Genomic DNA, 24534 nt, shown 5'->3' with positions numbered 1-24534 from the left:
CGGTAATCGACAGCGCTAAGCCTCGCATTTCTCTTAGGCGGTGCATCACTTGTTTAACGCGGATTCCTGGCAGCGACGTATCGCCTTCTATAGCCAAGCATTCACGCGTGTAGCCATCGACAACATTCAGGCAACGGAAACGTCTCCCGTATGCAAGTCCATCAGAAACAAAGTCCGTCGACCGGCTTTGATTCGGCCCGCTCGGCAATGGCCGAGCAGCAAGTTCGACCGCCGCTATCCTTTTGCGCTTGCGCCGCCGAACGCTTAATCCGGCCAACTGTACAGCCGCCATGTCTTTTTATGGTTCGCCATCCAGCCTTCACGGCGCAGCAGCACGTGAATACGGCGGTAGCCGTATCGTCGCTTGCTAGCTGCGATGGCGCCATGCGCTCCGTCAACTCGGTATCGCTGGCTCGCGTCGACTCGTGATAAAAGAAGAGCGAGCGCCAGATTTCTACAAGCCCGCAGGCACGGGTAACTCCCATAGCGCGTTCGCTCATCAACTTGCGGACCGCCTCACGCTTGGCCTGCAGGCGTACTACTTTTGGCGAACGTGGTCCTTCAGTGCGGCATTGTCGAGCATCGACTCAGCCGGCAATCGTTTTGACTGGAATGGGACAGAGCCTGAGGTTTTCATCATGCACGAGAACTGTTTTGCGGGAAGATTGAATCTCGTATCTCGGTGAAGAGAGCGAGTTGCCGTTGATGATGGCGATTCGATATCACTGGCGAGACCTCATTCGGTCCAAGAGGGCGGATATGCATTGCTGGAATTTCTTGGATCTGCTCGGCATGATGTCGGATTTTAACGTCGAGGAACTCGCCGACTATGGCTTGGTTATCCACGGGAAGCGAACGAATCAAAACGCCCAGCACTTCTTCGAGTGCACGGATTTTATCTGTTGGATCTTGGATAATCATGGCGTTATCTTGTTAGCGCCTTACTTGGGTTTTAACAGCTTACACCTTTTGCTTCTGAAGCCAATCCCAATTCCGCAGCGCGCCTTTCATGCGCCGACCCTGAATGTTTAGAGGATGCCTCTGTCAAAGTGCCTGCTGACCACTTGGTTCGTTAGCGTTTTCTGTCGGCCGCGCGCGCCGGATCGCCGCTTGAAACTCGGCAGGCATCGGATCTAGCTTCTTGGCGGCCTTGAACTGCACTTCGCCCCGCTCGAAGTTCTCGAGCAGATCAAAGACATGCCGCGTTTTGGCAGTGCGCGCGCCGCAATAAAAATTTTCCAGGGCAGGGCCTGTGTGCTGGTTGTTGCTTGCGGAAAATCACGACTGCCGGTAGTCGGCAATCCTTGTTAAGAGCGCAAAGCGTGGCGAACGACCTTATATGACCGTTTGTTCACCGTTCAATCCTTGTCGCGACCGCGTTACTGTTTTACGCGCACGGGCCTGCGTCGAACGTGTGAGTGCCAATATTGCCTCGAAGGAAGCCGCTTTAGCCCGCCATTCCTCTTTTCGAGTTTGCCGCCTTTCACAAAATGGAACGCGCAGCGCGATCATATCGAGATCAGCACATTCCTGATGGATGACGCGGTTGCCAGCATTGCCATGCGTCTTAAGCTTGCTGAACGGGCGAATGTTTGTTTGCATACCCGTCGTAACGAGTGGCAAGTTGAATAACGGGGCATTTGCAGGCGTCGTGTCACGCCTGTCTAATGGATTGCGGCGAAACGCATCATCGTGGAGAGCACTCCACGCGCGAATTTTCGTTGAAACCGTTCGCGTGATGGTGGTTGACTCAACGGCACGGATAACATTCCAGGATTCTTCCAAGCTCCTAGATACGAGTTGAGCGCCAATCCGGATCAAAAATGTAAAATCGCTGGCGCTCATTGCGTCGCGGCGTTTTTCAAGATACTCGGCAAAGTCAGCGGTGACGCTATCCTCGTCGTCAGGCTCAGAGAGGTATCGCTCTGTGAAAAGTACTAGCATCTTGTCGCGGCTTACTCGCATAGCAAAGCCTTGTCAGGTAGATTTCCAAAGTTGGCCAGTCTGCTTCGCGAACGGCCGGAACGTTTCCTGTCATCCTATCGCGTCGTTGAAAACTGCGAAACCTTGACTTTTACTTAGGCCGATTTAGCGCCCGCGCGTCGTGGGCACTCTACGTCCGGGTTCGCAAACGTATCTGCCTCCGTAACAAAGCCTTTGAAGCACCGCGATAGGGGCGCGATGGCGTGTATTGCCTGCGTTCGATGCGCCGGTACCGTGCGAAAAGTGTAGTAGGCGCTTGCTCAGTGCATTATGACCACGCCTTAAAACGACGTACAGCAAAGGCGGGGTTTTGATAGCACGAAGAACGTATCGAATCGTCGCTACGCGGACGAATTCAAAGAGTAGCGGCAAGTCTGGCGCTAATCCGGCTGGTCATGAGACGCCGCGCCGCCTGAACGTGTCCGTGTTGTAACGATTGGCAATTGTGGGGCTCTACTGAGCGTTAAAATTTCTCGACCAGAGCGCGATATTACAGCGGTCCCTTACCACTGCATCATCCATGCCAGTCTGCATTTTCAGTGTCGCACACTCCATCGCGTTTTTTGTATAAGTCGTGTCGCTGATCGGTTCGGTCGGCATCCGGCAGTGATTCGCTGCCAAAAGAATCAGATTCGACTGGATTAGCGACGCGGCGATCGTATGCGCCAACAGCCGGTTGTTTTCCCGAATCGGGCTGTTTTCGCCGATTGGTGCCGAGACGCTTAAGATCTTCTGGTTGCGGTCGATCTCAACGTTAATCTTGTCGCATGACACCGTCTGTGCTCCGGCACTGACCGAGAATACGAACAAAACCGTAGCCGCGATTTTTATCTGCTTCATGCGCGTTGTCATCGCCTTCGCCTGCCGTGTTAAAAATGACAGAATACTGCCTTATCGATCGTGCCGGCTAGACACAGCCGTCTGCTATCAAGACGACGGCACTCGCCCGTTCCTTACCTTTCCACTAGTGGGTGAGTGGCGCAGGGTCACTGTTAATGGCGGTTAATACCCGTTGTTACGGTGCTTTTCGGGGTCACGCATTGACTCCTTGATATGTTTCCACTTTTCTGCGGTTCCAGGTGCGGGTTTGGCCGCTGAGCGTGTTGGCCTGGCCTTTTGGGTGGCGCGTTGATCCAGTATGGGGGGCTGCGTGGTATCTTGGCTCATGGCAGCTTCCTGCAACGATAATCCTGTTATCCAGCATGATCCGCGCCGCCCTCCTGTGGCGCTTGATAATATATTCTGCACGGCGGCTGAGTCGTATGTTGTGAACTGTTAGAAAGAAATGGACGTGGGCCTATCGACGCCTACATTGTATTAATTAAATGCCTTTTATTTTATCAATTGATCTCAATAATGTCGGTACATACACCAAAGTTATATATTTAGTCATCTCTGCATCTACTGGGGGCGTATTTTAGAGAAAAAGTCCACTTAGGTATTTGCGTTGTGTATAAGCGTCGCTCTTGGTCGCCGAAAATCAGCGACACAATACTGAAAAGAAGTGTCTGCATACTCGATCCGCTGTTAACTAATAGCGATATGTTTTTAAACCACAGAAAATCGAGATGAAGAACAAAGTTATTGCATTGGCGTTAGTAAGCGCAGGTTTGATCGGGGCATCGGCTGCGCAGGCACAAAGCAGCGTTGTGCTATACGGCGTTATCGACGCCGGCGTGAGCTACGTGAATCACGCGGCGGTTACCGGTGGTTCCAAAAGCCTGTTCAAGTATGACGACGGCGTTGCACAAGGCAGTCGTTGGGGCTTGAAGGGCAATGAAGACCTCGGTGGTGGTTTGAGCGCGATTTTTGTTTTGGAAAACGGCTTTAATTCGGGTACCGGCACGCTGGGCCAAGGTAGCCGGATGTTCGGTCGCCAAGCTTTCGTCGGCCTCACGCAGAGGGGTGCCGGTACGTTGTCGTTGGGTCGTCAGTACACATTTTCGACGGACTTCCTGGCACCGTTTTCAGGCGGCAATACAACCGCTGCGGGTAACTACGGCTTCCATATCAACGATATCGACCAACTGACGTCGAGCCGCGCCAACAACGCGATCAAGTACACGTCGGACGTTTTTGCCGGCCTGAAGTTAGGTGCGATGTATGCTTTCTCGAATACAGCAGGTGCGTTTAGCGGCTCGCTGACGTCTGCTTCACGCATATATAGCTTTGGCGCGTCATATGCGATGGGCCCGCTGTCGGCTGGCGCAGCCTACACGGACATTCACTTCCCGGGTGCTGATGGCTTCAGCACGTCACTGGCAAACGTGAACACGCAAGGCCTGCATGACCTGCGTACGTTCGGACTGGGCGCGAAGTACCGTTTCGGCCCGGCACAAGTCTGGGGCCTCTGGACCAATACGCATTTCACGCCAGTGAACACACCTAGCTCCACGGTCAATATCGGTGAAATAGGCGTCTTGTACGCATTGACGCCGGCACTTTCGTTGAGCGGGGCATACACATTCACTGACCTGACTGGCAATTACGAGGGTAAGTGGCACCAAGTCAACCTGACAATGGATTACGCGTTGACCAAGCGCACCGATGTCTATGTGCTAGGTGTCTACCAAAAGGCTGTGGGCAGCAATAACGGCGTGACGAATCAGGCTGAAATCGGTTCGAGCACGAGTTACTTTGGTAACTCCGGTTCGGGTTCGACGAACCAGATCGCTGCTCGCGTCGGTATCCGTCATAAATTCTAAGTAAGCTTGATCTGCTGATCTCGCATAACCGGCCGAGGCGATTCGCCTCGGCTTTTTTTATTTGCATATTTTTGAGAAACCATTCATGCATTTAAAATGCAGTCGATATATTATTAATGATAAAGAGCCAGTTATCTGTTAATCTCAAAAAGTTGCCCTGACTTCCGTGAGAATTAAGCGTAAAGTAGTGTTCGCCGTAGATGTAGACATCCGGTAGTACGCGAGATGCGACTGAGACGAATAAACTTTTGTTGTTACACATCGAGGTGACTCCTCGGAGGAGGCCTCGTCGAGGCTTCCATAACAATCTAGCCCGGCTGCCTGATATTTGGGATGGTAAATACTGTCTGGACCGTATCTTTGTGTGCGGCATCCGTGTGTCTGGCTGTTTGGTTTCTCCCAAGTAGTGCCAAGGCGAGCGGCGCATCCCATAGTCCGATCGATATATCGGCCATGGGGTCCACACAGTCTAAGATGACTGATGTTATGGCATTACTTGCTAAGGACGCAGGTGATGACGAAGACGGCAGCCAACCACGTACCGCTCCTGTGGCACACAGCGAGCTTTCTGACGATACCACGCAAAAGATCGTCAAAGTAGAGGCGGTGCGCGGCGACGAGAAAGATAACGTCCCACCTGTCAATGGTTGGCAACCCGTTGCATTGCCGGATGTATGGACGGAGCGCTGGCCGAATTACACTGGTGTCGTCTGGTATCGCTTTACTTGGCGGCTCGATGCGTCACCGATGCCGGGCCCCGACGCGACCACCGGCCTTTCGCCGGCGGGATTCGATGCCCGGCCGCCGGACGCAGTTCACGCTATCCTCGTTTCATACTGGAGCATGGCGGGTACGTTGTATCTCAATGGTGCCTTGCTTGAGCGCGATGTCAGCTTGGTTGAGCCGCTGAGCCGATCCTGGAATACACCACGATTGGTGATACTCCCCGATGCCTTGTTGCGCCAAGGTGACAATACGATATTGGTGCGTATTTCCGGTTTGGCACTTGAGGATCCCGGTTTGGGCTCGATTACAACCGGTCGTTTAGGTGAGTTGCGCTGGCTCTATGGCCACGATATGTTTTTCCGGCACGATTGGCAGTTGTTCAGCGTTGCAGTCAGTTTTGCCGTCGGCATGTTTGTTTTGGCCCTATGGGTGATGCGCCGACAGCAACCTATATATGGCTGGTTTTGCCTGACTACCATCGCTTGGATGATTGTTGGCTACAGTCAGGTTGCGAGATCACCGTGGCCGTTCAACAGTACGACTCAGTGGCAAACTTTGATCATGCTCGCCGTGGTAGTTCACGCATGGTCGTATGCGATGGGTATGATTCGGTTCGCGGACAAGCGCCTTCCGCGAGCGGAGCGATGGCTGCGACGAATCGTCTATCTCGACATTGGAATCATTTTGGCCCTTATTGCGCTCCCTGAAAGCGTGCTGAGAAGCGGGCAAATCATTTCAATGCAACTTGCCGCCGCGATCTTTCTCGGAGCCTCGCTTTGCTTTGTCTATTTCGCTTTTCGGTATGGCCTGACAAAGCATCGTATCGTAGCGATTGCCACGCTTGTGCTTGTGGTCGCGGGTGCCCACGATTTGTTAACGTGGATGAATATTCTCTCAGACAATCTGTACATCAATGCACTGACATCCCAGGTACAGATTGTTTGTATCGGTTTTGCGCTGGCCAATGACTTCGTCGCAAACATTCGTCGTGTTGAACGATTCAATGAAGATCTTCAACTAAAGGTAGAGGAAGTGCGTCAGGGGCTCGAAAGCACGTTGAAGCGTCAATACGAACTACAACTGGCGAATGCACGGTTGAACGAGCGGTTGAACCTGGCACACGATCTGCATGATGGGCTGGGCGGCACGCTAGTAAGCAGCATCGCGCTTCTAGAGCAAAAGGGCGAGCTGCCTGCGGAACGCTTCCTGCCGATTCTGAAGGAGTTGCGCGATGATCTTCGTATCATCATCGATACGTCGTCGCAAGCGACCGCGAGTGACCATGGGCTTCAAGCCGTGCTGATCCCGATGCGGCACCGGTGGACGCGTTTGCTCGAAGCGCAAAATATCGATTGTCATTGGAATATTACCGGTCTCGCATCTTGTCGGTTGCCAGCGGGAAGTAATCTGGAGTTGATGCGTATCCTGCAAGAATCGTTGACGAACGTCATGAAGCATAGTGGCGCGTCGCGTGTCGACGTTACGTGGTGCGCGGTTCCTCACCAATTGATTTTGATTGTCCAGGATAACGGCATCGGCTTTCCGCGAAACGATGACTCGCCGAGCTTTGGGGCCGGACTGCTGAGTATTGCCAAGCGCGTGCGGCGTTGTGAGGGTACGGTACGGTTTGATAACAGGGACGGCGCTTGCGTGACCGTGATTGTTCCTTGTGAAGCCGAAGGACTAGTGCCTGGTTTGTGATGTCGCGCTGACCACCGGATTCCCGGTAGAGCCCGGACGGATAATCTCCGGTCGCTAATCCCAACACGGCGATTACTTGCAATTCCTTTTTTATTCAAGAGAATGTCCCGCGTTTACGCGTCGAACCGTAATGTATTGGTAGGCCTATGGAAATATTCGATGTTCGGTTTAATCAGCGTTAGACATCAAAAGCCCGTGTGATATTCGAGCAGTCGTTATTCCCTGGGGCACATAGGGGAACGAGAAGAGAGTATTTGCAAGAAAGTGTCTCTCAAAATGACGAATTATTACCAAAATAATTGCTTAAGTCATTGATAAATATGATTTTTATCAATAAATGTTAGTGCCCCGTTACCATATCATCAAAAAAGACAATAAAGTTTTACCCTTGATAGGGAGGACGACTGGCAAACAGAGTCCTAGAATGTACTCAAGAAACCAAAAACAACGCGTCAAAGCATTAGCGCTTGTCCTTAACGACATCAGCTCTCTGGTGCCCACGGTTTCCAACCTGATACCTATTGGAGCGTCCAACATGAACACCAAATTCTTGCCGATCGTTACTATCGCTGCAGCCCTCGCCGTACCGGTTTTCGCGCATGCACAATCTGCAAACGGTCCAGTGACCCGTGCGGAAGTGAAGAGCGAACTGTCGCAGTTGGAAAGCGCAGGCTACAACCCGGGGGCTGACCGTGCCAATTACCCGGTGGACTTGCAACGTGCGGAACGCCGTATCAATTTTGGCGGTTCGAATGTGTCCAACTCGTCGGGCAGTTCGGTGTCGGGTTCGTCGGATTCGGCTCCTGGTCGTAATAACAGCAACAGCCAAGGCTGGAATCCTAACCCGGTGGACAACCACCCGGGTGCCTGATCAATGCGTGGACGGTATATGCGCAATATGACATGTGTTAACGAGAATTGTTCCTAGCGTACGCCGCGCCGACTGCCATGCCCCCGGCCAGACGACGCGGCGAGACACGATGGTTTTATTCTCCACTTAGAAAGCGCCGCATCATGCGGCGCTTTTTATTTTTTTAGGTGCAAAGAGTGCTGTTTATAGGCATTTCGATCGTTTTGCGTAAGAATCTTTTGCCTGGTACAGGGTTTTTGCTGATATCGCATGGACATAAACTGTAGTCAAGAAACCAAAATCAATTGCGTCACAACAATTGCGTGAGACATCGAAACAAAGAGATGCCCAGGTTTCCAAGCGAATAACATAACTGGAGTCATCACCATGAACACCAAGATTCTGCCCATTATCGCCATTGCAGCAAGCATGAGCGCCCCGCTGTTTGCGCATGCGCAATCCAACGTACCTGCTACGCGTGCCAGTGTCCGAGCGGAACTGATCCAGCTTGAAAACGCCGGCTACCGCCCGGAAACAGACCGTCTGAATTATCCGGTTAATTTGCAAAACGCCGAGCGGCGCCTTCAAAATACGCAAGCGCAGTCGTCAGGTTCGTCGACGTCGGGTAGCACCGCTTCGGGTGTACGCCAATCGGATAAGTCAGGGGACTGGAACCCGAACCCGGTCGATTACAGCCACTCATAATAGGCTCTTGTAGGTGCCAGATAAGCACCATGGGGGCTGACGCAGTATCCATGCCAACATCTGTCTCGACATTGCATCCCGGGAAAGCCGCTCATCAGAGCGGCTTTTTTGCATTCGCAATCCGGTATAGTGCTGCAAAGTTGGATGCGGCTGCGCCGTAGGCGGTCGAATGGCGGCGTTGTAAATGCGTGTGCCCGGCGGGAGCGCTGATTGACGTCATGAACCGCGACAAGGCGTGAGACTTCATCGCCGGTCATTTAAGGCATCGCCCAGCCGTTGCCGCATCTTGCCAGTTCTATAAGTCTTTGGGAGAAAAGCATGACCGCAGGTACAAAACGCGTACTGGTGCTCCATGGCATCAATCTGAATATGTTTGGTAAACGCGATCCGAAGCAGTACGGCACTGCAACGTTGGACGAGATCAATCACCAGGTAACGGTGCTCGGAAAAGAGCTTGGCGCAGAGGTGGAAGCGTTTCAAAGCAACTTCGAAGGCGAGATGGCGGAACGGATTCACAAGGCATTCGCCGACAAAGTGGATGCGGTCGTCATCAATGCGGGTGCGTGGACGCACTATAGTTATGGTATTCGCGATGCACTTGCCATTCTGACAGTGCCGATCATCGAAGTACACATGTCGAATGTACACGCCCGCGAAGCGTTCCGTCACGTGTCTGTTTTTTCGGAAGTCGTGAAAGGCCAGATATCGGGATTTGGTGTAGAGAGCTATTTACTGGGCTTGCGTGCAGCTATGGCCGCATTGCGTTGATCGGTCGATAAGCAAAGAAAAGTCGACCTCCGGATGAAGGTCGATTTTCGTGGCAAGCGGTATTAATACGGATTTGTTGATGCAGGTAGCGAGCCGCGTTGCACCAGGCGTCAATTGTTATCGTTCAGGCGGTATGAACCGCGTCCAGCGGTTGCACCGTTTTCGCTTCCACTGAAAAGTCTTCCGCGTCGACATCGTAATTCGATGGCTCCCATCGCAGTACCAACAGCGTTGTCAAGCCGATCAACGGCGCCACGGAAATCACCCAGAACACTTGCGTACCTAGCGCGTGAGCCAGAATCGGGAACAGGAATAACGATAGTGTGGATGCGATACGGACGGTGGTTTGATGCAGTCCGACGCCCATCCCGCGTAGCGACGTAGGGTAGCTCAGCGACGCGTAGGTCATCGTATGCGAGCCTGGTCCCATGCCTTGGCCAAACAGGAATAGCGCCAACATCGCTAAAGAGATCACCACCTCCATACTGGTGCCGGGGCGGCCGATCACTGCCAATACTAGTAACGCAGTGAATTGAAAGGCATAGCCGGCAACGGTCATCGGCCATGCGCCCCATTTTGGTACGTATTTAACGGCCAGCATCCCACCTACGAAGGCAAAGCACAGATTGAGGACCAGTGAAGCGAGGATTGTATTCAGGACGTTCTGCGCGAGGAAGCTGGCAATAATGACGGGCAAGCCAAAAGCGACGGCATTGTAGGCAAATGATGAGGCGAAACCCATTACCGTATGCAGGATCGTTCGGCGCCGATAGATGCCTTGAAACAACGTCCCATAACTGCGCCAGCGTACACGTTTCGGCCGATCCGTTGCGGGATTGTGTCCGCTGTCGGTGTTCGGCGCGACAACCGCGTCGATCCCGTAGGACTTTTTTAATATACGCGCCGCGCCTTCCAGGTCGCCCTGGTTTGCCGCCCATACCGGGGACTCGCTCATATAGCGGCTACGCACCGCGATGATTACCAGCGCCGGTACTGCGCCAAAGCCAAGCGTCAGGCGCCATAGCAGGTTCGAATGGCTTTCGGGTAGGAAAGTGAAGCCGGCAAGTACCAGTAGATAACTGACGCTGATTGCGGCATACCAGACCGGGCACCACATTGCCACGCGTGACGCTTTGTTGCCGGGTCCCCGCAGGCGCGAGAACTCCGCCAGGAAGGCCATGGCGACAGGAAGATCGATACCCACGCCCAATCCCATGACGAAACGGGCGCCGCCCAATACCCAGGCATTCGGCGCGAGCGCGCATACGATCGCAGCCACGACAAAAAACAGCATATCGGCCATGAAGACGCGATAGCGACCGATACGGTCGGTGAGATAACCGCCGATAAATGCACCGATCACCGCACCGAAGGTGATAGCGGAGGTTACCGCGCCAAGGCCTGATGGCGTCAGTGCGAATTCCTTGGTGATATCCTTTACGCCGAACGCCAGTGCACCCAGGTCATAAGCATCGAGGAAGACGCCGCCCAAGGCAATCGCAACGACGACACGCGCATCAGCACCGTGGACTGCGCCAGTGTTAATGAGATGTGAGACATCGCTCGCGCGCCGAATGATCGGGCGGAGCGGCAACGACGGAGAAGCGGTGGAACGCATGGAACTTGATTAAATATCGCGAACGTGTAAAAAGCTGCTAGAGGCGCGTTGAGGCGCGCGCAGGGCAACGTGCGCGAATTCTAAGATGACGGAAAGGATCTTTTAAATCTTTTCTGGTTATGTGCTTAGATCGACGGTCAGCAGGAGATGCAGTGGAAAAGGGCCTGACTTTGTTGACCGCCTGCTCCCGTCACGCGGCCAGCGCCAGGCTGCTGCGGGAGCGCTGTTGGCGCAGCGCTTCGATAACACCTTGCTGGACGTGGTTCACCGCGTCTGCGAGGTTGTGAATGTAGGCGTCTTCGATCGCGTGAGCGGAAAGCGCGCTCTGTAGACGCCATAAGTACTCGGCGTTGCTACCCCAGGGCCCTTGCGCTTGGGCAATGGCGGCCGCGACGCTAGGTAGATCGCCTTCGTCGTCAAAGTGCGGATGCGTGCTGTTGGCCACAAACGCGAGAGCCTTGACTTGGGATCCGTCTTCCAATGTCACTTCAACCCATGTGGGAACATAGGCACCCATTGCCATTTCCCTAATCCAGACCAGACGCAACTCATTCAACAGGTCGGCAGCAGCAATGCGATAGATCAAGCCACGGGTTTCACCGCCGGGGCACAAGGCCAGCATCCGCCCTGGTAATTGTGGCGAGCCACGACCAGCAATCAATTTTTGGCAGAAGCGGCGATGCCACCCGGACAGGGTCGCAATATGTTGCGCGCCGTGCCGTAACTGCGGATTCCATATCAGTGAGCCGTAAGCGAACAGCCAGACGTCACCGGTCCGTGAGGCATCCGCCGCAGCCGGTCTCGCGCAGGCTAGCTGCGCCAGCGTGTCATGCATCGATGCTTCAATGGCGGCGGTCGACCAACGCAAGTGCGCCGGCACGCCGGCCAGGCTGGACAGGAATGCACCGGTAGTAAGGCAGCCACGCGTCACCATGAGAGCGGATCATTGACAACTGGAATGGTTGTCACGATACCGAACGCACCAGCGCAGGGGAAATAACCGTTTGCGATAACGATATGCAGAGAACCACTTGGCCAGGCATCGGCGGTGTGCGTGCCACCGCCATGCGTGGCGGTGGCAATTTGGCAGAGGGGTTACTCCGCCTTCTCTATTTCTATCGCACGATGCAGCGAGCGCCCTTGCCACAACAGGGCATGGGCTTCCAGCGATGCGTGCTGCTCGATTGCCCGCACTGTGCCGACGATGATCGAATGGGAAAAGCCATCATGTACGTTGGCCACCTCACAATCAAACGCGAGATGTGCGCCCGCGAGCAAAGGCGCGCCGGTGACGCCGGCGGTCCACGTCAGCCCGTCAAAGCGCTCGGCGCCACGGCGGGTGCTGAATTGCTCGAGCACATTGGACAGTTCACCGCTCAGCACGTTGACGGCGAAAAAGCCGCTACGCAGAATGATGTCGTGTGTGGAAGAACTGCGGTTCACGCAGGCGATCAACGACGGCGGTTCCGCGGACAAGCTACAGACCGCGGTGGCAATCAGGCCCACGGGCGCGTCGCCATCGAGCGTCGTGATGGCGGTGACGGCACCCGGAAAGCGTGACATGGCGTCACGAAAATCTTTAACGAGGTCAGCAGATTCCACGAAAACAATCCTGTTTCTGAAAAGAGAGCGAACCTGCGCATGGTAACACCAGCCAGAGATGCAACAACGGTGCTCCAAATATTCCGAAGATGGGAATGGATATACGAAATGCTTCGTAGGGACCCATCAACGGCTTCTTATACTACCTGTTGGTTGTAATCAACGGTTAATAATAACCTCGCGACGCCAGAGGTGTTCTTCAGGGCGGCGTTGATGCAAGAACAAATCGATCCGACAGGATCGGAAAGGATGACGGAACGTGCATAAGCAAAAGCGAACTTTCTTGAAGCAAGGCGTGGCATTGAGTGGTTTGGCGCTGGCGGGAGCGGCTGGTGGCCTGGCTGCGCTGGCTGGTGTCAGTACCCGCGCGCAGGCGGCGGGGAAGGCAGTCGAACTGTTGAACGTCTCGTACGATCCCACGCGTGAGCTATATCAGGCCTACAACGCCGTGTTCGCGGCGCATTGGAAGCAAACAACCGGGCAGGACGTGACGATCCGGCAGTCGCATGGCGGTTCCGGCTCACAAGCGCGATCGGTGATCGATGGCGTTCCGGCCGACGTCGTGACGCTCGGGCTGGCGCCGGACGTCGACGCGTTGGTCAAGCATGGCGGTCTGATACAGGCCGATTGGCAGAAGCGTCTGCCAAACAACTCGGCGCCCTATACATCGACGATCGTGCTGGTGGTGCGCAAGGGTAATCCAAAGGGCATCAAGGATTGGGGTGACCTGGCAAAGCCGGGTGTAGCGGTAATCACACCGAATCCGAAAACATCCGCCGGTGCGCGCTGGAATTATCTGGCTGCATGGGAGTACGGGCGTCGGCATTTCGGCGGGGATGCGGGTGCGAAGGACTTTATCCAGAAGGTGTTCAAGAACACACCGGTGCTGGATTCCGGCGCTCGAGGATCGACGATTACGTTCGCGCAACGCGGCGTGGGCGATGTGCTCGTCTCCTGGGAGAACGACGCGCATCTTGCCGAAAAAGAATTTGGCCAGGGGCAGTTCGAAATCATCGCACCGAGCGTGAGTATCTTGTGTGAACCGACAGTGGCTGTCGTGGATAAGAACGTCGATCGCAAGGGTACGAGAGCGGTCGCGGAAGCGTACTTGAAATATCTATATTCGGACCCGGCGCAGGATATTATCGGCCAGAATTTTTACCGGCCTATTGGTGCCGTGGCGAAAGCGAAATATGCAAGCCAGTTTCCGAATCTAACGCTGGTGACAATCGATGGTGCATTCGGCGGCTGGTCGACGGCGGACAAAACGCACTTTGCCGATGGCGGTACCTTTGATCAGATCTATACCAAGCGGAGTTGATCGCTAATTCAGTAGGGTGATGTAAGATCAGTCGGCCTGCGGGTCGACTTTTTACTTGTGGCCCATGTGATGTTTATCCTGAAGTGGTGTTAGGGCCTTGAATCGTTCTAAATGATACATACTCAGCCATGCTTGCATCGGCAATACCGTCCGGTCGGAAGGCGACGGTGACACGATGGACATCACGGACGAGCAAACTACCAGGTCATGATCCCTTTAACCCGACGTCAGTTCGTGCACCGCGCATTCTGCGGCTTGGCAACGATGCCATTCTTACGCATTCGCATGGCGGGTGCGGCGGAACGCTTTGTACCATTGCGTGAAGTTGCCGCGGCGAGGGGATTGACGTTTGGTTTTGCACTGGACGCTGCAAAGCTGGCTCAGGATGAGGTGTACCGCGCGTTGGTCATGCGTGAGGCCAGTATTGTCGTACCCGAGAATGCGTTGAAGTGGGCGACGGTTCATCCGGAACCGCAAAGATACCATTTTGCGCCGGCAGACAGCATCGCAACGTTCGCGAAGGCGCACGACCAGCGTATGCGGGGGCACGCCTTTTGCTGGCATCGGGCGTTGCCGGACTGGCTGCTGCATGCGGTGACGCCAGCCAATGCCGAAGCGGTCCTTACAATGCATATCAATACGGTCGCACGTCATTACCGGGGCCAGATCGTTTCGTGGGATGTCGTCAACGAAGCAATTCAGGTGGAAGATGGTTTGCCAGGAGGCATGCGGCACGCATTCTGGTATCAAATGTTGGGCGAACGCTATGTCGACCTGGCGTTTCACGCCGCGCACGAAGCCGATCCGGACGCGGTGCTTTGTTATAACGATTACGGCCTCGAGAATGACGGCCATTATGGCGACACAAAGCGGTCGGCCGTACTGGCGATGTTGCAGGGGCTGCGGCAGCGTGGTGTACCGGTTCACGCGCTGGGCATTCAATCGCATTTGCGTGCTGGTGAAGTCAGAGGATTTGGCGCGGGGTTGTCACGCTTTATTCTCGCGGTGCGCGATCTTGGATTGTCGGTTCTCGTAACCGAGCTGGATGTGGATGACAGCCGTCTTACAGGATCTATGGATGAACGCGATGATATCGTCGCGGCAACGTATAAGCGGTATCTCGAAGTCGTGCTTGCAACACGCGCCGTATCAACCGTCATCACGTGGGGCGTGTGGGACACGCCACATCGCACGGGCGCCACGCCAGGCAATGGACCATTGGCGCAACGACCGTTGGCCTTTGGCCCAGAGGGCCAGATCAAACCTGCAAGCTGGGCTATCGCGCACTGTTTGGCGCGCTGATACCTGATGGTGGCCGAGCACACTGCCTACTCGCTATGACTGATTAATCCGCCGGGAAAAAGCCCGGACGCACCGGCTCGATACCACCCCTATCTTCCGCGACGGCGGTGACGGCTGCAGCACATACATTCACTGTCTTTCCCGCGGGCGTATCGCCCATAGTGGTGACGTTTGTACGTGTAAAGAACGCGGAGCCCGGAATCAACGCCGTAGCGAACGCGCATAAACATCCGGCGACGACTTCCAGCAAGCGCACTTCCAACAGCGGTGTCATGGCAAAACCGAGCGAGGCATAGACCAGCGCGACGAGAATCGTGATGAAGAAAACCCCGCGCGCATAGGCGTGGAGGATGTGATACGCCCAGCCGCCAACACAGAGCGCCATCAACAGGCAATCGAACCATAGCGAATGGCCGATCCACGTTACCAGTAGGGCGCTTGCCAGCACGCCGGCGACTGTGCCGCCCAGACGCTGAAGACCGCGGCGCAGCGCGTCGGTCCGGGAGCGCGTGCCCATGAATACGACGAAGACACTGATCACGGCCCAGCACCACCGTTCCGGCGACAAAGAATGGCCTACGGCAATCGCGAGCACGGCAGCGCCCATTCCACGTACCGCTGGCGACCAACAGAGGGAAGCGTGCATCTCACGCCATGACGTCACGGGGATTGATGAATTGTCGGGAGCGCCGGCGTCGCCAATGGATCGCGCGCTTGGCGCACGAATCGGCCATATCCAACGACAGGTCATCATGACAACGGCAAGTCCTACCAATGACACCGCCAACGCTAACGCGGTGTGGTCCGCATCAGGGTGTAAATAAATGCCGAGGTAGTAGGCGACCAGGGCGTTCAATGCTGCGCCAATCGCACGTGGCCCCCAGTTCTGCAATAGCAGTCCGACAAAGAAAATAGCCAGAAAGCCGATGCCTGCAGTCACGACCGAGTAGTTCATTAGCGCACCCGCCAACCAGGCGATACATGTCGTGCCGTACAGGATGAACAGCGTGTGCCACCAACGCGTTCGATGATCATGCTCTGCGCCATTGTGTTGCGTGCTGTCGCGCAGGAACAGCGGACATACCATCCCGAACAGTACGCCCACGCCCGCCATGGGAATCGGCAATCCAAGGTAATGTAAGGTGGGAACGGTCAGGGCCGCGGTGGTCGCGGCAGCAGTGACGCTGACGAGGCCGTAGCGCAAATGGGCCAGGGCAGGCGTGCTGTTCAGTTCGTCGACGCGTACGTGGCGTAGCGTGCCGAGTGCGGCGGCGTTGATCATGATCGATGAGTCCAGACCGAGGCAGGAAGTCGCTTGTGGCAACCACCTGTCTTTAGGGAATGCTCCCTGAATGTCAAAGTGCCGCGCGGTGCGCGGTGTCGGGATCACCAACAAAGCGCAATTGCACGGCCTGTCTGTATTTCTGCTCGCACCTTCAATGGCGCGGCGGCGAGTCAACCGTCGGCGGTGGCGAGTAGGCCAAGCATGACAAATCGACGAGCTGCGGCCGGCATTGTACGGTAGCGAGCCGCTCGTGCGCTATCTCCCAATGAAATTTCGGCAATCACGATCCTGACGTGACCAAAATAGTCTAGCGCGCCGCATTCATCCGCGGCGTTTCAAGATACTGAGGCGAGGGGGAAAAGCAACGGACATGGATCGTGTCGGCATCGTCAACGGCGTCAGGCGATTCTCCGTGAACGTCAGGCCTATTCCTGGGAAGAGGCGGACCACACCACGCTAGCGGAAGCCAATGCGCTTTTGCGCCTCGTCGAGGAGGGGCGCTCTGCCATGGCAAAAAGCGATTTTCGAGGCCTGGTCCGATCCCCGTCCGCTATCGGCCGACGTTATTGAATTCTTCGACTATTACATGCACGACAGCCAGGCCGCCTGGGCGCATTACAGAGACAAGGCGGCGGTAGCTCTTATACAGAATGGCGCATCGCAGACGTGCGCCATCGCTTTCATGAAGCAGGCCAGCGAGTACTGCGCCAAAGCACAAGGGGAAAGTGACGCCGGCACTATCGCATTCTTACGGCCGAGGACGCTTTTCTTTGGCGAAAAGGAAGATGTGTTCGCGGTGACTGACACAGGATACTGATCGTGGCCCAGATAGAAAGTGAGAGGGATGGCGGTGGGTACCACGGCTATTTTTTGCGTGCGACCAGCCAATCCGGGAAATAGTCCAGGACTCAGCCAAAGGCGGATCACTGACAGTCAAACGCAAAAGCGCAGCCCGACCGACAACCGTCAGGCGTACCTATCCATGCACGTCAAACCCCTCACTCAAAATCAGGAATGCGCAGCTACGGGAACGGTGGCCGAGTCGATGCTCACCGGAGAGACGGCCGATGCCGCGGACACGGCGTTGACCGATGCCGCCATTGCGCCGGTGGCGGCTTCCGTTGCGGCAACGATCGTTTCGGTCACGCTGGCGGTAGCGGCTGCCAAACTGTCGGACACTGCCCCGGCAGCCGTGCTTAGCGTATCCGACACCTGTGCAAACTGGCCGCGTGCCGACACGTCGGGACCTGCGGGTCGGGCGCTGTCACCATACAGTGCGTCCATTTGTGCATATTGTTGCGCGAACAGTTTGCCACGCAGCCACACATAGAGTCGTTGTCTGAGCATCGTCAATCCCCGGGCGATAGATAGGGTGTGAGTCGGGGCAGGGGGTCCGCTTTTTATCGGATCGGCTGCTGGTTTTATGTCGACAACGGAGTAAACGGCGCACGCGGGAAGAACTTTAGGATTTTTTTGAGAATTTATTTTTTAACCGTTACTGCACCATGAGCCCGACATCTTGATCATTGAATGTTGATAAATCGGTAAATTCGATCAATAGGAGCCACTAAACGCATTGATTCAGGTAATTTCTGCAGATAAAAACGGCCGAAGCGGACGATGGTCAAGCGCGTAGGTGTGGCCTCCGTCCACGGTGGGACGGAATCAGGATTGCGCGGAACGAGAACCCTAGTCTATCGCGCTAACACGGGCCATCGCCGGCGCGCCAACCCCAATTGGGAAGGCAGGCACTGAATGACCGCGCGATACCGTGCGGGTCGGCTTACGAGGGCGCGTCGGCGGTTTGCTGTGCAAATCGTCGTCGTTCGCGCCGAGCGCCATGGCATGACTCTGGCCTGCTTCCAAGACGAAGAACGCCACCGCGTCGGTTAGTTCCCGACCTTGTTGGCGCAGCGATTCGGAGGCCGCCGCCGCTTCTTCGACCAGCGCTGCGTTCTGTTGGGTGACTTTGTCCATCGTGGATACGGCTTCGTTGACCTGTCCGATGCCATGTCCCTGCTCGTTCGATGCGCTGGCGATGTCCGCCATCAACATGCTGACCCGGGTAATCGCCTGTTGGACTTCATGCATCGTGCCCCCCGCTTCGCCGACCAGCGTGGAGCCTTGCTGGACCTGAACGACCGACGTCGATATCAGTTCCTTGATCTCCTTCGCGGCAGAAGCGGACCGCTGTGCCAGGTTCCGGACTTCCCCGGCCACCACCGCAAAGCCGCGCCCTTCTTCCCCTGCCCGCGCCGCTTCCACCGCGGCGTTCAACGCCAGAATGTTGGTCTGGAACGCGATGCCTTCGATCAAACCCGTGATGTCGGCAATCTTTGATGAACTGCGTTCGATGTCATGCATCGTGTTCACCATGCGATCGACGAGATCGCCACCCTTTGTTGCAATTTCCGATGCGTTGGTCGCAAGCGCCGTTGCTTGATGCGCGTTTTCGGCGTTTTGATGCACCACTTGCGTCAATTCATCCATGCTGGCTGCCGTTTCTTCGAGGGATGCGGCTTGTTCCTCGGTACGTTGGCTCAGATCCATATTGCCGGCAGCGATCTCACGCGTTGCGGTACCAATTGAATTTGCGCTATTTCGTACGCGTCCGACAGTCTCCCGTAGATGCGCGTTCATTTCCGCCAGGGCACGCAGCAGGGTGCCGGTCTCATCGTTCGATGTTGCGACGATTTTGCTGGTCAAGTCACCCTTGGCGACGGTTTGCGCCACCCGGACCGCACGGTCGATAGGGCGGGTGATAGAGCGGGTAATGAACCAGCAGGCTAGGGTCGCCAACGCCACGGCGCCCACGCACAGGGCAATCTGGAGATTACGTTGAATCACGAATTGCGCGTCATATTCGGCGACGCGTTCGCGTTGCACTTCGCGGGTGTACGTCGCGTACGCATCGGTCGCGGCGATCAATGCGGTCAGCAAAGGGCGGCAGTCTTCGTCCAGCATGACAACGGCCTGCTGGTGATCGCCGCTCAAGGCCAGGGAGACGATCTTCAACGCGACCGGGCTATATAGCGCTTCGATACGATTCATTTCGGCAACCAGGGACCTGGCCTTGTCACTGGCATCACGCGCATTGTTTATCATGTCGTTCAACTGCTTGAGGCGATTGACGACATCGCCTTGCGCCTGTTCAACGGCGGCGCGTTCCAATGTGACATCGGCCGGCTTCGTGACCAGGACCAAGTTCCGCGCGGCGATGGCACGGCGATCAACTGCCGTGCGGAACTGGCTGGCGACGTCGGCGCGTGCGCTAACGCCGTCGACGAAATGCGAGAAGCCATCCGTCGCCCAACCCAGCGCGCGAAGCGACATCGCGGATACGATCATCACGAGCAACGCCAATACGCCAAAGCCGGCGATTAGCTTGTTTTTTATGGTCATGTTGGCAAGATTCATTGCGCGTCTCGGTGGAAAGTCGGCCTTGTCAGCCGCATTGGATCGCTGCGCTTAAATATGCAAAAAGGCGGTGGTCCAATGCGGTTTTGGTGCATAAAAAGAAAGAAGCACTTTTTCCGGCTATGCGTTGATGATGCGCTCGCTAAACCGAAAATAAAAATGAGGCTGGCCGAAGTAGCGCAATGTGCTTTGAATGACAAAACTACTTGCCGTGGCGGTAACCCTCGCCATTGCGTTGACGTCGCGCGCTTCTGCCGGTCGCATCGCGATTAACGACTCGGAATTACACTAGTGAAGGGGGACGATCAAATATAGTGCAGCATTAGTGGATTACTTCGATTTATTCAAACGAGTGTTTTTAAATCAGTCAAGATAAAGTTTTCGATAGCCAGAGAAACATAAGTCCCTGAACTTTTGGAATACCAAAGCGCGGCTGTCCATAGGGGAACGGTCCGGTTTCGCCGGTGGGCACATAGCCTCGACGCCGATAGAACGCAATCAGTTCCTCACGGGTATGTAAAACGCACAGTCGCATCGTGTCCACTCCCCAGGCTTGACGCGCATGCTTTTCGGCTTGCTCTAACATACGCTTTCCGAGTCCGCGTGCCTGCAAGTCCGGCGCGACGGCAAACGCGCCGAAATAGGCTGCCGAAGCAACCGCGTCGCGGGCGGTGTTACAGGTTGCCACCAAACGGGGCCCCGTCGGTGTCGATGCAAATGCGACGATGACGACGCTGTCGGCATTGGTGATGGTTTCGAGGACTTCGGCCGCGTCGGTTCGCTGACCATCCAGTAGATCAGACTCCGTCGTCCAACCTTGTTTTCCGGATTCACCTCGATACGCCGATTGCATCAAGGCCACGATGGCATCGGTATCGTCAGGTTTCGCCAAACGAAAAGTCCATTCAGTCGACATGCGGCCATCTCGATAAAGTTTCGGAAAAGCATTGTACGGTGAGGGGATCGGTCTGACCAGCATGGCAGGTAGTGGGCGCGCGGCTGGTAACATGACGACCGGCGCCGTCGCCGTTTTGTCTTTTGCCTTTTGTCATTTCTTTCGCGTTTTGCCTGGACCCCATGCCGATGTTCGATACGCCCGATACTGTGGGCCCCACCGATTGGTTTGACGCAGCTGCCATGGCGCCGGATGCCGCGCCACCCGCCGCGACGACGCGGGCCGGCACGCCAACCTCGCCGGAACCCGCTGCGGATCAGGTCGCCGTCACTGACAGTCGACGCGGGTTGCGCCTTCTGCATACGGCGGATTGGCAAATCGGCAAGCCATACAACAACTTCCCGACTGAAGACGGCGTTATGTTGGTCGAGGCCCGTTTTCAGGTAGTGGAGCGTATTGCGCGGCATGCGCAGGCGGAAGAAGTGGACGCCGTGCTGGTCGCGGGCGACGTGTTCGATGCGCAAGGACTCAGTGATCGCACGATCCATCGCTTGTTCCATAGCCTCGCGGCATTTTCCGGCCCCTGGTTGATGTTGCCGGGTAACCATGATGCGGCGCTGTCCGAATCCATCTGGTCGCGTGCGCAACGCTTAGGCTGTGTTCCCGACAACGTGCATCTTTGTCTGACGCCACGCGTTCATTTGTTCGAACCGTTGCGCATGGCGATTCTGCCGGCACCGCTGACGCAACGCCATACGCATCATGACCTGACTGAGTGGTTCGCCCAGGCCGACACACCGCCAGGGTGGTGGCGCATCGGGCTGGCACACGGTAGCGTGCAGGGCATCCTTGCCGATGATATCGATTCGAGTAACCCGATCGCACCGGATCGCGCTGACCAGGCGGCGTTGGACTACCTGGCATTGGGGGATTGGCACGGTACGCGCCGTATCGATGCCCGCACTTGGTATAGCGGCACACCGGAAACGGATCGCTTCCGCGCCAACGACTCTGGACAAATATTATTGGTGTCCTGGGCCGCGGCGCCGGCCGACAACCATGTGCCGCGTGCCGGCACGGCGCGTCGCGAGCTGCCGACGGTCGTACCGTTGCCGTTCACGCAATATCGCTGGCGCGCCCATGCCGCTTCCTTACAGGTCGACAGTGATCTCGATGCGTTGCTGCAAGATGTCGCCGCGTTGCAGGCCAATGATGTCGTGCAATACCAGGTGGCGGGGCAGGTTGACCTGGCCGGGCAGCAACGACTGCAGCGTGCACTGGATCGCGCGCAAGGGCGCGCCCGCAGCGTGACCGCCGATATGCGCGCTCTGCGCTTGCAGCCCACGGCGGAGGACATCGCCGCTCTTCATGCGGATGGCTATCTGGGCGACGTGATCGCGACGTTACGCGATGTGCAAGAACAGCCCGATGTAGAGAAAGCCGAATGCGCGCACGATGCCCTCGTGCTGCTGGCCGGAATGCTGCAGCCTGGCGAGGATCGTCAATGAAACTGCAACGCATTCGCCTCGAACAGGTTCGGCAGTTCCGGCAGCCTTTGGAACTGCGAGACCTGGACAATGGTATCAATCTGTTTAGTGGCCCAAACGAAGCAGGTAAGAGTACGGTGGTCGCCGCTATCCGCGCGGCCTTTTTGGAACGGCATCGATCAAATGGGGTTGAAGACCTACGACCGTGGGGTGACAGTGCCGCCGCGCCGGAAATCGATATCGACTTCGAGATCGACGGTCGATCCTATGCATTGTCGAAGCGGTTTTTGCAACGTAAGCGCTGCATGCTACGTATTGGCGAGACATCGATCGCCCACGTTGGCACTCGGCTTGCTGCAACAACGCTCGATGGTGCGTCCGCGGAAGATAAACTGGCCGAATTGCTTGGGTTTCATTATGCTTCGCGCGGCGCGAGTGATGCGCCGCAGTGGGGGGTGCCTGGCTTGCTCTGGATTCAGCAAGGTAGCGGGCAAGCCTTTCGGGAGGCCATCACTTATGCGACCGATCATCTGCGAAGCGTGTTGCAGGGCAACCTGGACGCGCTATCGAGTACGGGCGCTGACGCGGTGACGGCGCAGGTGGAAGCGGAGCGTAATATATTGCTGACACCAACTACCGGGGCGCCCCGCGGTGCGTATGCGGAAGCCATCGCGCGGTATCAGGTCCTATCCGAACAACGCGAGACCCTGGCGCGGCAGATCGCGACGTATCGCCAGCAAGTCGATGCGCTAAGCGCATTGCGTCGTGCCCATGCCGAAGACAGCGCGGCGCAGCCTTGGCAAGCGTTGCGTGCGCGGCAGCGGGATGCGGAACAGCAGCTCGCCGGGGTGGATGCGTTGACGCAGGCATTGCAGGAGTCGCGTCGACATTGGGAGCAATGTAATGCGCGGATCGACTTGCTGCGCGAACAGCGCGAAGCATTTGACGCGCAACGCAGCGCGTTTGAACTGCGGCAGACCACGGAAGCGATGGCAGCAGAAAAGCGCGCCGAGGCCGATGCCGTATTGAAGCAATGCGCCGCTCGCCGTGAGCAAGCTGAAGCAACGCTGGACCAGGCGGATCGACAGGTCACCCGCTTGCAGGGCCGGCTGCGCGCGCTGCAATGGTGGCGTCAACGTGACGATGCCATTGCGTCGGCGGAGAAGGCCAAACATCAGTTGGAGCAGGCGGAGGATGCCCAAACATGGGTACGCGCATGCCAGACCGCCGCATCGGCGCTTGCCATCGACGACGGGGTGCTGGCGACGCTTCAGCAACAACGTGACGCTTTGCGAGATCTTCGGGTGCGACGCGAAGTGGCGGCCACGCGTGTGCGGCATGCGTTGCTTCCCGGCGCCACGCTGCAAATAGGCGACCTCGCGCTCAGCGGAGATGGTGAGCAGTTGTTGCTGTCCGCGAAGACAATCGTTATCCCGGATATCGGTCGTCTTGAAATTGTTCCTGGGGGAGCCGACCTGACAACAATGGCGCGAGACGAAGCGGCATTGCAGGGCGTACACGATGCGTTATTGGCCGTACACGGGTTGACTGATCTGGACGCGGCACGTGAACGCCGTGAGGCGTCGCGTATTGCCCAGGCGGATCTGCAGGCAGCGAAAGCGGCGCTCCACGCCCTGGCGCCGCAAGGCGTGGAGGCGTTGCGTGATGCCCATCACGCCTTGCGCGACAGCGCTGATCGTTTGCGGACACCGCCCTCTGGTATCGAGGCGTATGTTGATGTGACGCAAGATATCGCCGTCACCATGAACGCCAACGCCAACGCCAACGCCAACGCCAACGCCAACGCCAACGCCAACGCCAACGCCAACGCCAACGCCAACGCCAACGCCGATCTCATGGCGGACGTCGCTACGCTTGAAGCGGAGGCAGCGATGCAAGTTGCCGCGCAGTCGGATGCGCGGCTGCAGATGGAGCGGATCACGCGGCAGTGGCATGATGCGCGACTGCTGGCTGCGCAGGCTCAGTCAGGGGCCGAGGCCGCGCAGCGCGAGCGGCAGCAGGCGCAGTCGGCGCTAGAGGCCCCAGACCGTGAAGCGCGGGTCACGGCCATCGCCCGGCAATTGACTGACGCATTGGCGCAGGCCCGCACACTGCAGGATGGCATTGCCCAACAGGAGCGTGAAATCGCGCAGGCGCGGCCGGACATTC

General features: G+C 56.6%; 21 protein-coding genes. 10 read left to right on the top strand and 11 right to left on the bottom strand.

Translation table 11 applies throughout. The features are described from left to right. Positions 1-264: 264 nt before the first annotated feature. The 4 genes from WM40_RS32615 to WM40_RS23390 all read right to left on the bottom strand — a co-directional run bounded on the left by WM40_RS32615 (position 265) and on the right by WM40_RS23390 (position 2835). Positions 265-378 carry an IS3 family transposase gene (locus WM40_RS32615; protein WP_407691465.1) on the bottom strand — a complete coding sequence of 38 codons (114 nt, stop codon included), beginning with the start codon at positions 376-378 and terminating at the stop codon, positions 265-267. A gap of 258 nt (positions 379-636) precedes the next feature. After that, a complete protein-coding gene (locus WM40_RS30375) occupies positions 637-921 on the bottom strand; it encodes a hypothetical protein (protein WP_157685924.1) in 285 nt (94 codons plus the stop codon). Positions 922-1335: 414 nt separating this feature from the next. Next, complete coding sequence (locus tag WM40_RS23395) at positions 1336-1965, bottom strand: hypothetical protein (RefSeq protein WP_046154139.1); 630 nt, start codon at positions 1963-1965, stop codon at positions 1336-1338. A 471-nt stretch (positions 1966-2436) separates the two neighbouring features. Beyond that, on the bottom strand, positions 2437-2835 hold the full coding sequence (locus tag WM40_RS23390; protein WP_024903633.1) for a hypothetical protein: 399 nt from the start codon (positions 2833-2835) through the stop codon (positions 2437-2439). A 716-nt stretch (positions 2836-3551) separates the two neighbouring features. On the opposite strand from WM40_RS23390, the gene WM40_RS23385 reads away from it, so the two are divergent. The 5 genes from WM40_RS23385 to aroQ all read left to right on the top strand — a co-directional run bounded on the left by WM40_RS23385 (position 3552) and on the right by aroQ (position 9438). Beyond that, positions 3552-4688: a porin gene (locus tag WM40_RS23385; RefSeq protein ID WP_046154138.1), complete on the top strand. Its 1137-nt coding sequence runs from the start codon at positions 3552-3554 to the stop codon at positions 4686-4688. A gap of 474 nt (positions 4689-5162) precedes the next feature. Next, positions 5163-7115 (top strand): sensor histidine kinase, encoded by a 1953-nt coding sequence (locus WM40_RS23380; protein ID WP_052738488.1) that lies wholly within the window; start codon positions 5163-5165, stop codon positions 7113-7115. A gap of 535 nt (positions 7116-7650) precedes the next feature. Next, positions 7651-7986, top strand: coding sequence for a DUF4148 domain-containing protein (locus WM40_RS23375; RefSeq protein WP_024903637.1), 336 nt, complete (start codon positions 7651-7653; stop codon positions 7984-7986). A 366-nt stretch (positions 7987-8352) separates the two neighbouring features. Beyond that, positions 8353-8670 (top strand): DUF4148 domain-containing protein, encoded by a 318-nt coding sequence (locus WM40_RS23370; protein WP_046154137.1) that lies wholly within the window; start codon positions 8353-8355, stop codon positions 8668-8670. A 318-nt stretch (positions 8671-8988) separates the two neighbouring features. Continuing rightward, a complete protein-coding gene (aroQ, locus tag WM40_RS23365; protein ID WP_024903639.1) occupies positions 8989-9438 on the top strand; it encodes a type II 3-dehydroquinate dehydratase in 450 nt (149 codons plus the stop codon). 124 nt (positions 9439-9562) lie between these two features. Here aroQ and WM40_RS23360 read toward each other — a convergent pair whose 3' ends face one another. From WM40_RS23360 to WM40_RS23350, 3 genes are all read right to left on the bottom strand, one after another. Then, the gene (locus WM40_RS23360) at positions 9563-11056 is read right to left on the bottom strand and encodes an MFS transporter (RefSeq protein ID WP_024903640.1); all 1494 of its coding nucleotides are present in this window, start codon (positions 11054-11056) and stop codon (positions 9563-9565) included. 190 nt (positions 11057-11246) lie between these two features. Continuing rightward, complete coding sequence (locus tag WM40_RS23355; protein ID WP_024903641.1) at positions 11247-11990, bottom strand: gamma-glutamylcyclotransferase; 744 nt, start codon at positions 11988-11990, stop codon at positions 11247-11249. Between the two features lie 161 nt (positions 11991-12151). Continuing rightward, a complete protein-coding gene (locus WM40_RS23350; RefSeq protein ID WP_024903642.1) occupies positions 12152-12658 on the bottom strand; it encodes a flavin reductase family protein in 507 nt (168 codons plus the stop codon). Positions 12659-12959: 301 nt separating this feature from the next. On the opposite strand from WM40_RS23350, the gene WM40_RS23345 reads away from it, so the two are divergent. Beyond that, entirely contained in the window at positions 12960-13979 is a 1020-nt protein-coding gene (locus WM40_RS23345; protein WP_390174010.1) for a sulfate ABC transporter substrate-binding protein, read from the top strand. A gap of 207 nt (positions 13980-14186) precedes the next feature. Further along, a complete protein-coding gene (locus WM40_RS23340) occupies positions 14187-15281 on the top strand; it encodes an endo-1,4-beta-xylanase (protein WP_046154136.1) in 1095 nt (364 codons plus the stop codon). Positions 15282-15324: 43 nt separating this feature from the next. Here WM40_RS23340 and WM40_RS23335 read toward each other — a convergent pair whose 3' ends face one another. Beyond that, entirely contained in the window at positions 15325-16563 is a 1239-nt protein-coding gene (locus tag WM40_RS23335) for an FUSC family protein (RefSeq protein WP_046154135.1), read from the bottom strand. Positions 16564-17035: 472 nt separating this feature from the next. Here WM40_RS23335 and WM40_RS23330 point away from each other — a divergent pair, with 472 nt between their 5' ends. Further along, positions 17036-17383, top strand: coding sequence for a hypothetical protein (locus tag WM40_RS23330; RefSeq protein WP_046154134.1), 348 nt, complete (start codon positions 17036-17038; stop codon positions 17381-17383). A gap of 191 nt (positions 17384-17574) precedes the next feature. On the opposite strand, the gene WM40_RS23325 is transcribed toward WM40_RS23330, so the two are convergent. The 3 genes from WM40_RS23325 to WM40_RS23315 all read right to left on the bottom strand — a co-directional run bounded on the left by WM40_RS23325 (position 17575) and on the right by WM40_RS23315 (position 20875). Then, positions 17575-17913, bottom strand: a complete 339-nt coding sequence (locus WM40_RS23325) for a hypothetical protein (protein WP_024903647.1) — start codon at positions 17911-17913, stop codon at positions 17575-17577. A gap of 342 nt (positions 17914-18255) precedes the next feature. Beyond that, on the bottom strand, positions 18256-19983 hold the full coding sequence (locus tag WM40_RS23320; protein WP_024903648.1) for a methyl-accepting chemotaxis protein: 1728 nt from the start codon (positions 19981-19983) through the stop codon (positions 18256-18258). Between the two features lie 367 nt (positions 19984-20350). Continuing rightward, complete coding sequence (locus WM40_RS23315) at positions 20351-20875, bottom strand: GNAT family N-acetyltransferase (protein WP_222102731.1); 525 nt, start codon at positions 20873-20875, stop codon at positions 20351-20353. Between the two features lie 185 nt (positions 20876-21060). Between WM40_RS23315 and WM40_RS23310 the strand changes: the two genes are divergently transcribed. Together WM40_RS23310 and WM40_RS23305 are read left to right on the top strand one after the other, a co-directional pair. Then, positions 21061-22386: a metallophosphoesterase family protein gene (locus tag WM40_RS23310; protein ID WP_330218175.1), complete on the top strand. Its 1326-nt coding sequence runs from the start codon at positions 21061-21063 to the stop codon at positions 22384-22386. Continuing rightward, a partial coding sequence (locus tag WM40_RS23305; protein ID WP_052738487.1) for an AAA family ATPase occupies positions 22383-24534 on the top strand: 2152 nt, incomplete at its 3' end. The genes WM40_RS23310 and WM40_RS23305, both read left to right, overlap by 4 nt.

The organism is Robbsia andropogonis, from assembly GCF_000970345.1.
GTDB classification, from domain to species: Bacteria; Pseudomonadota; Gammaproteobacteria; order Burkholderiales; family Burkholderiaceae; genus Robbsia; species Robbsia andropogonis.
Note: the sequence above shows the minus strand (reverse complement) of the source record. Positions and strands in the feature narration are given on the sequence as shown.

Coding starts and splice junctions, on each gene's coding strand:
- WM40_RS30375 (WP_157685924.1), bottom strand. CDS start 921: ATGATTATCCAAGATCCAACAGATAAAATCCGTGCACTCGAAGAAGTG.
- WM40_RS23395 (WP_046154139.1), bottom strand. CDS start 1,965: ATGCGAGTAAGCCGCGACAAGATGCTAGTACTTTTCACAGAGCGATAC.
- WM40_RS23390 (WP_024903633.1), bottom strand. CDS start 2,835: ATGACAACGCGCATGAAGCAGATAAAAATCGCGGCTACGGTTTTGTTC.
- WM40_RS23385 (WP_046154138.1), top strand. CDS start 3,552: ATGAAGAACAAAGTTATTGCATTGGCGTTAGTAAGCGCAGGTTTGATC.
- WM40_RS23380 (WP_052738488.1), top strand. CDS start 5,163: ATGACTGATGTTATGGCATTACTTGCTAAGGACGCAGGTGATGACGAA.
- WM40_RS23375 (WP_024903637.1), top strand. CDS start 7,651: ATGAACACCAAATTCTTGCCGATCGTTACTATCGCTGCAGCCCTCGCC.
- WM40_RS23370 (WP_046154137.1), top strand. CDS start 8,353: ATGAACACCAAGATTCTGCCCATTATCGCCATTGCAGCAAGCATGAGC.
- aroQ (WP_024903639.1), top strand. CDS start 8,989: ATGACCGCAGGTACAAAACGCGTACTGGTGCTCCATGGCATCAATCTG.
- WM40_RS23360 (WP_024903640.1), bottom strand. CDS start 11,056: ATGCGTTCCACCGCTTCTCCGTCGTTGCCGCTCCGCCCGATCATTCGG.
- WM40_RS23355 (WP_024903641.1), bottom strand. CDS start 11,990: ATGGTGACGCGTGGCTGCCTTACTACCGGTGCATTCCTGTCCAGCCTG.
- WM40_RS23340 (WP_046154136.1), top strand. CDS start 14,187: ATGATCCCTTTAACCCGACGTCAGTTCGTGCACCGCGCATTCTGCGGC.
- WM40_RS23335 (WP_046154135.1), bottom strand. CDS start 16,563: ATGATCAACGCCGCCGCACTCGGCACGCTACGCCACGTACGCGTCGAC.
- WM40_RS23330 (WP_046154134.1), top strand. CDS start 17,036: ATGCGCTTTTGCGCCTCGTCGAGGAGGGGCGCTCTGCCATGGCAAAAA.
- WM40_RS23325 (WP_024903647.1), bottom strand. CDS start 17,913: ATGCTCAGACAACGACTCTATGTGTGGCTGCGTGGCAAACTGTTCGCG.
- WM40_RS23320 (WP_024903648.1), bottom strand. CDS start 19,983: ATGAATCTTGCCAACATGACCATAAAAAACAAGCTAATCGCCGGCTTT.
- WM40_RS23310 (WP_330218175.1), top strand. CDS start 21,061: ATGCCGATGTTCGATACGCCCGATACTGTGGGCCCCACCGATTGGTTT.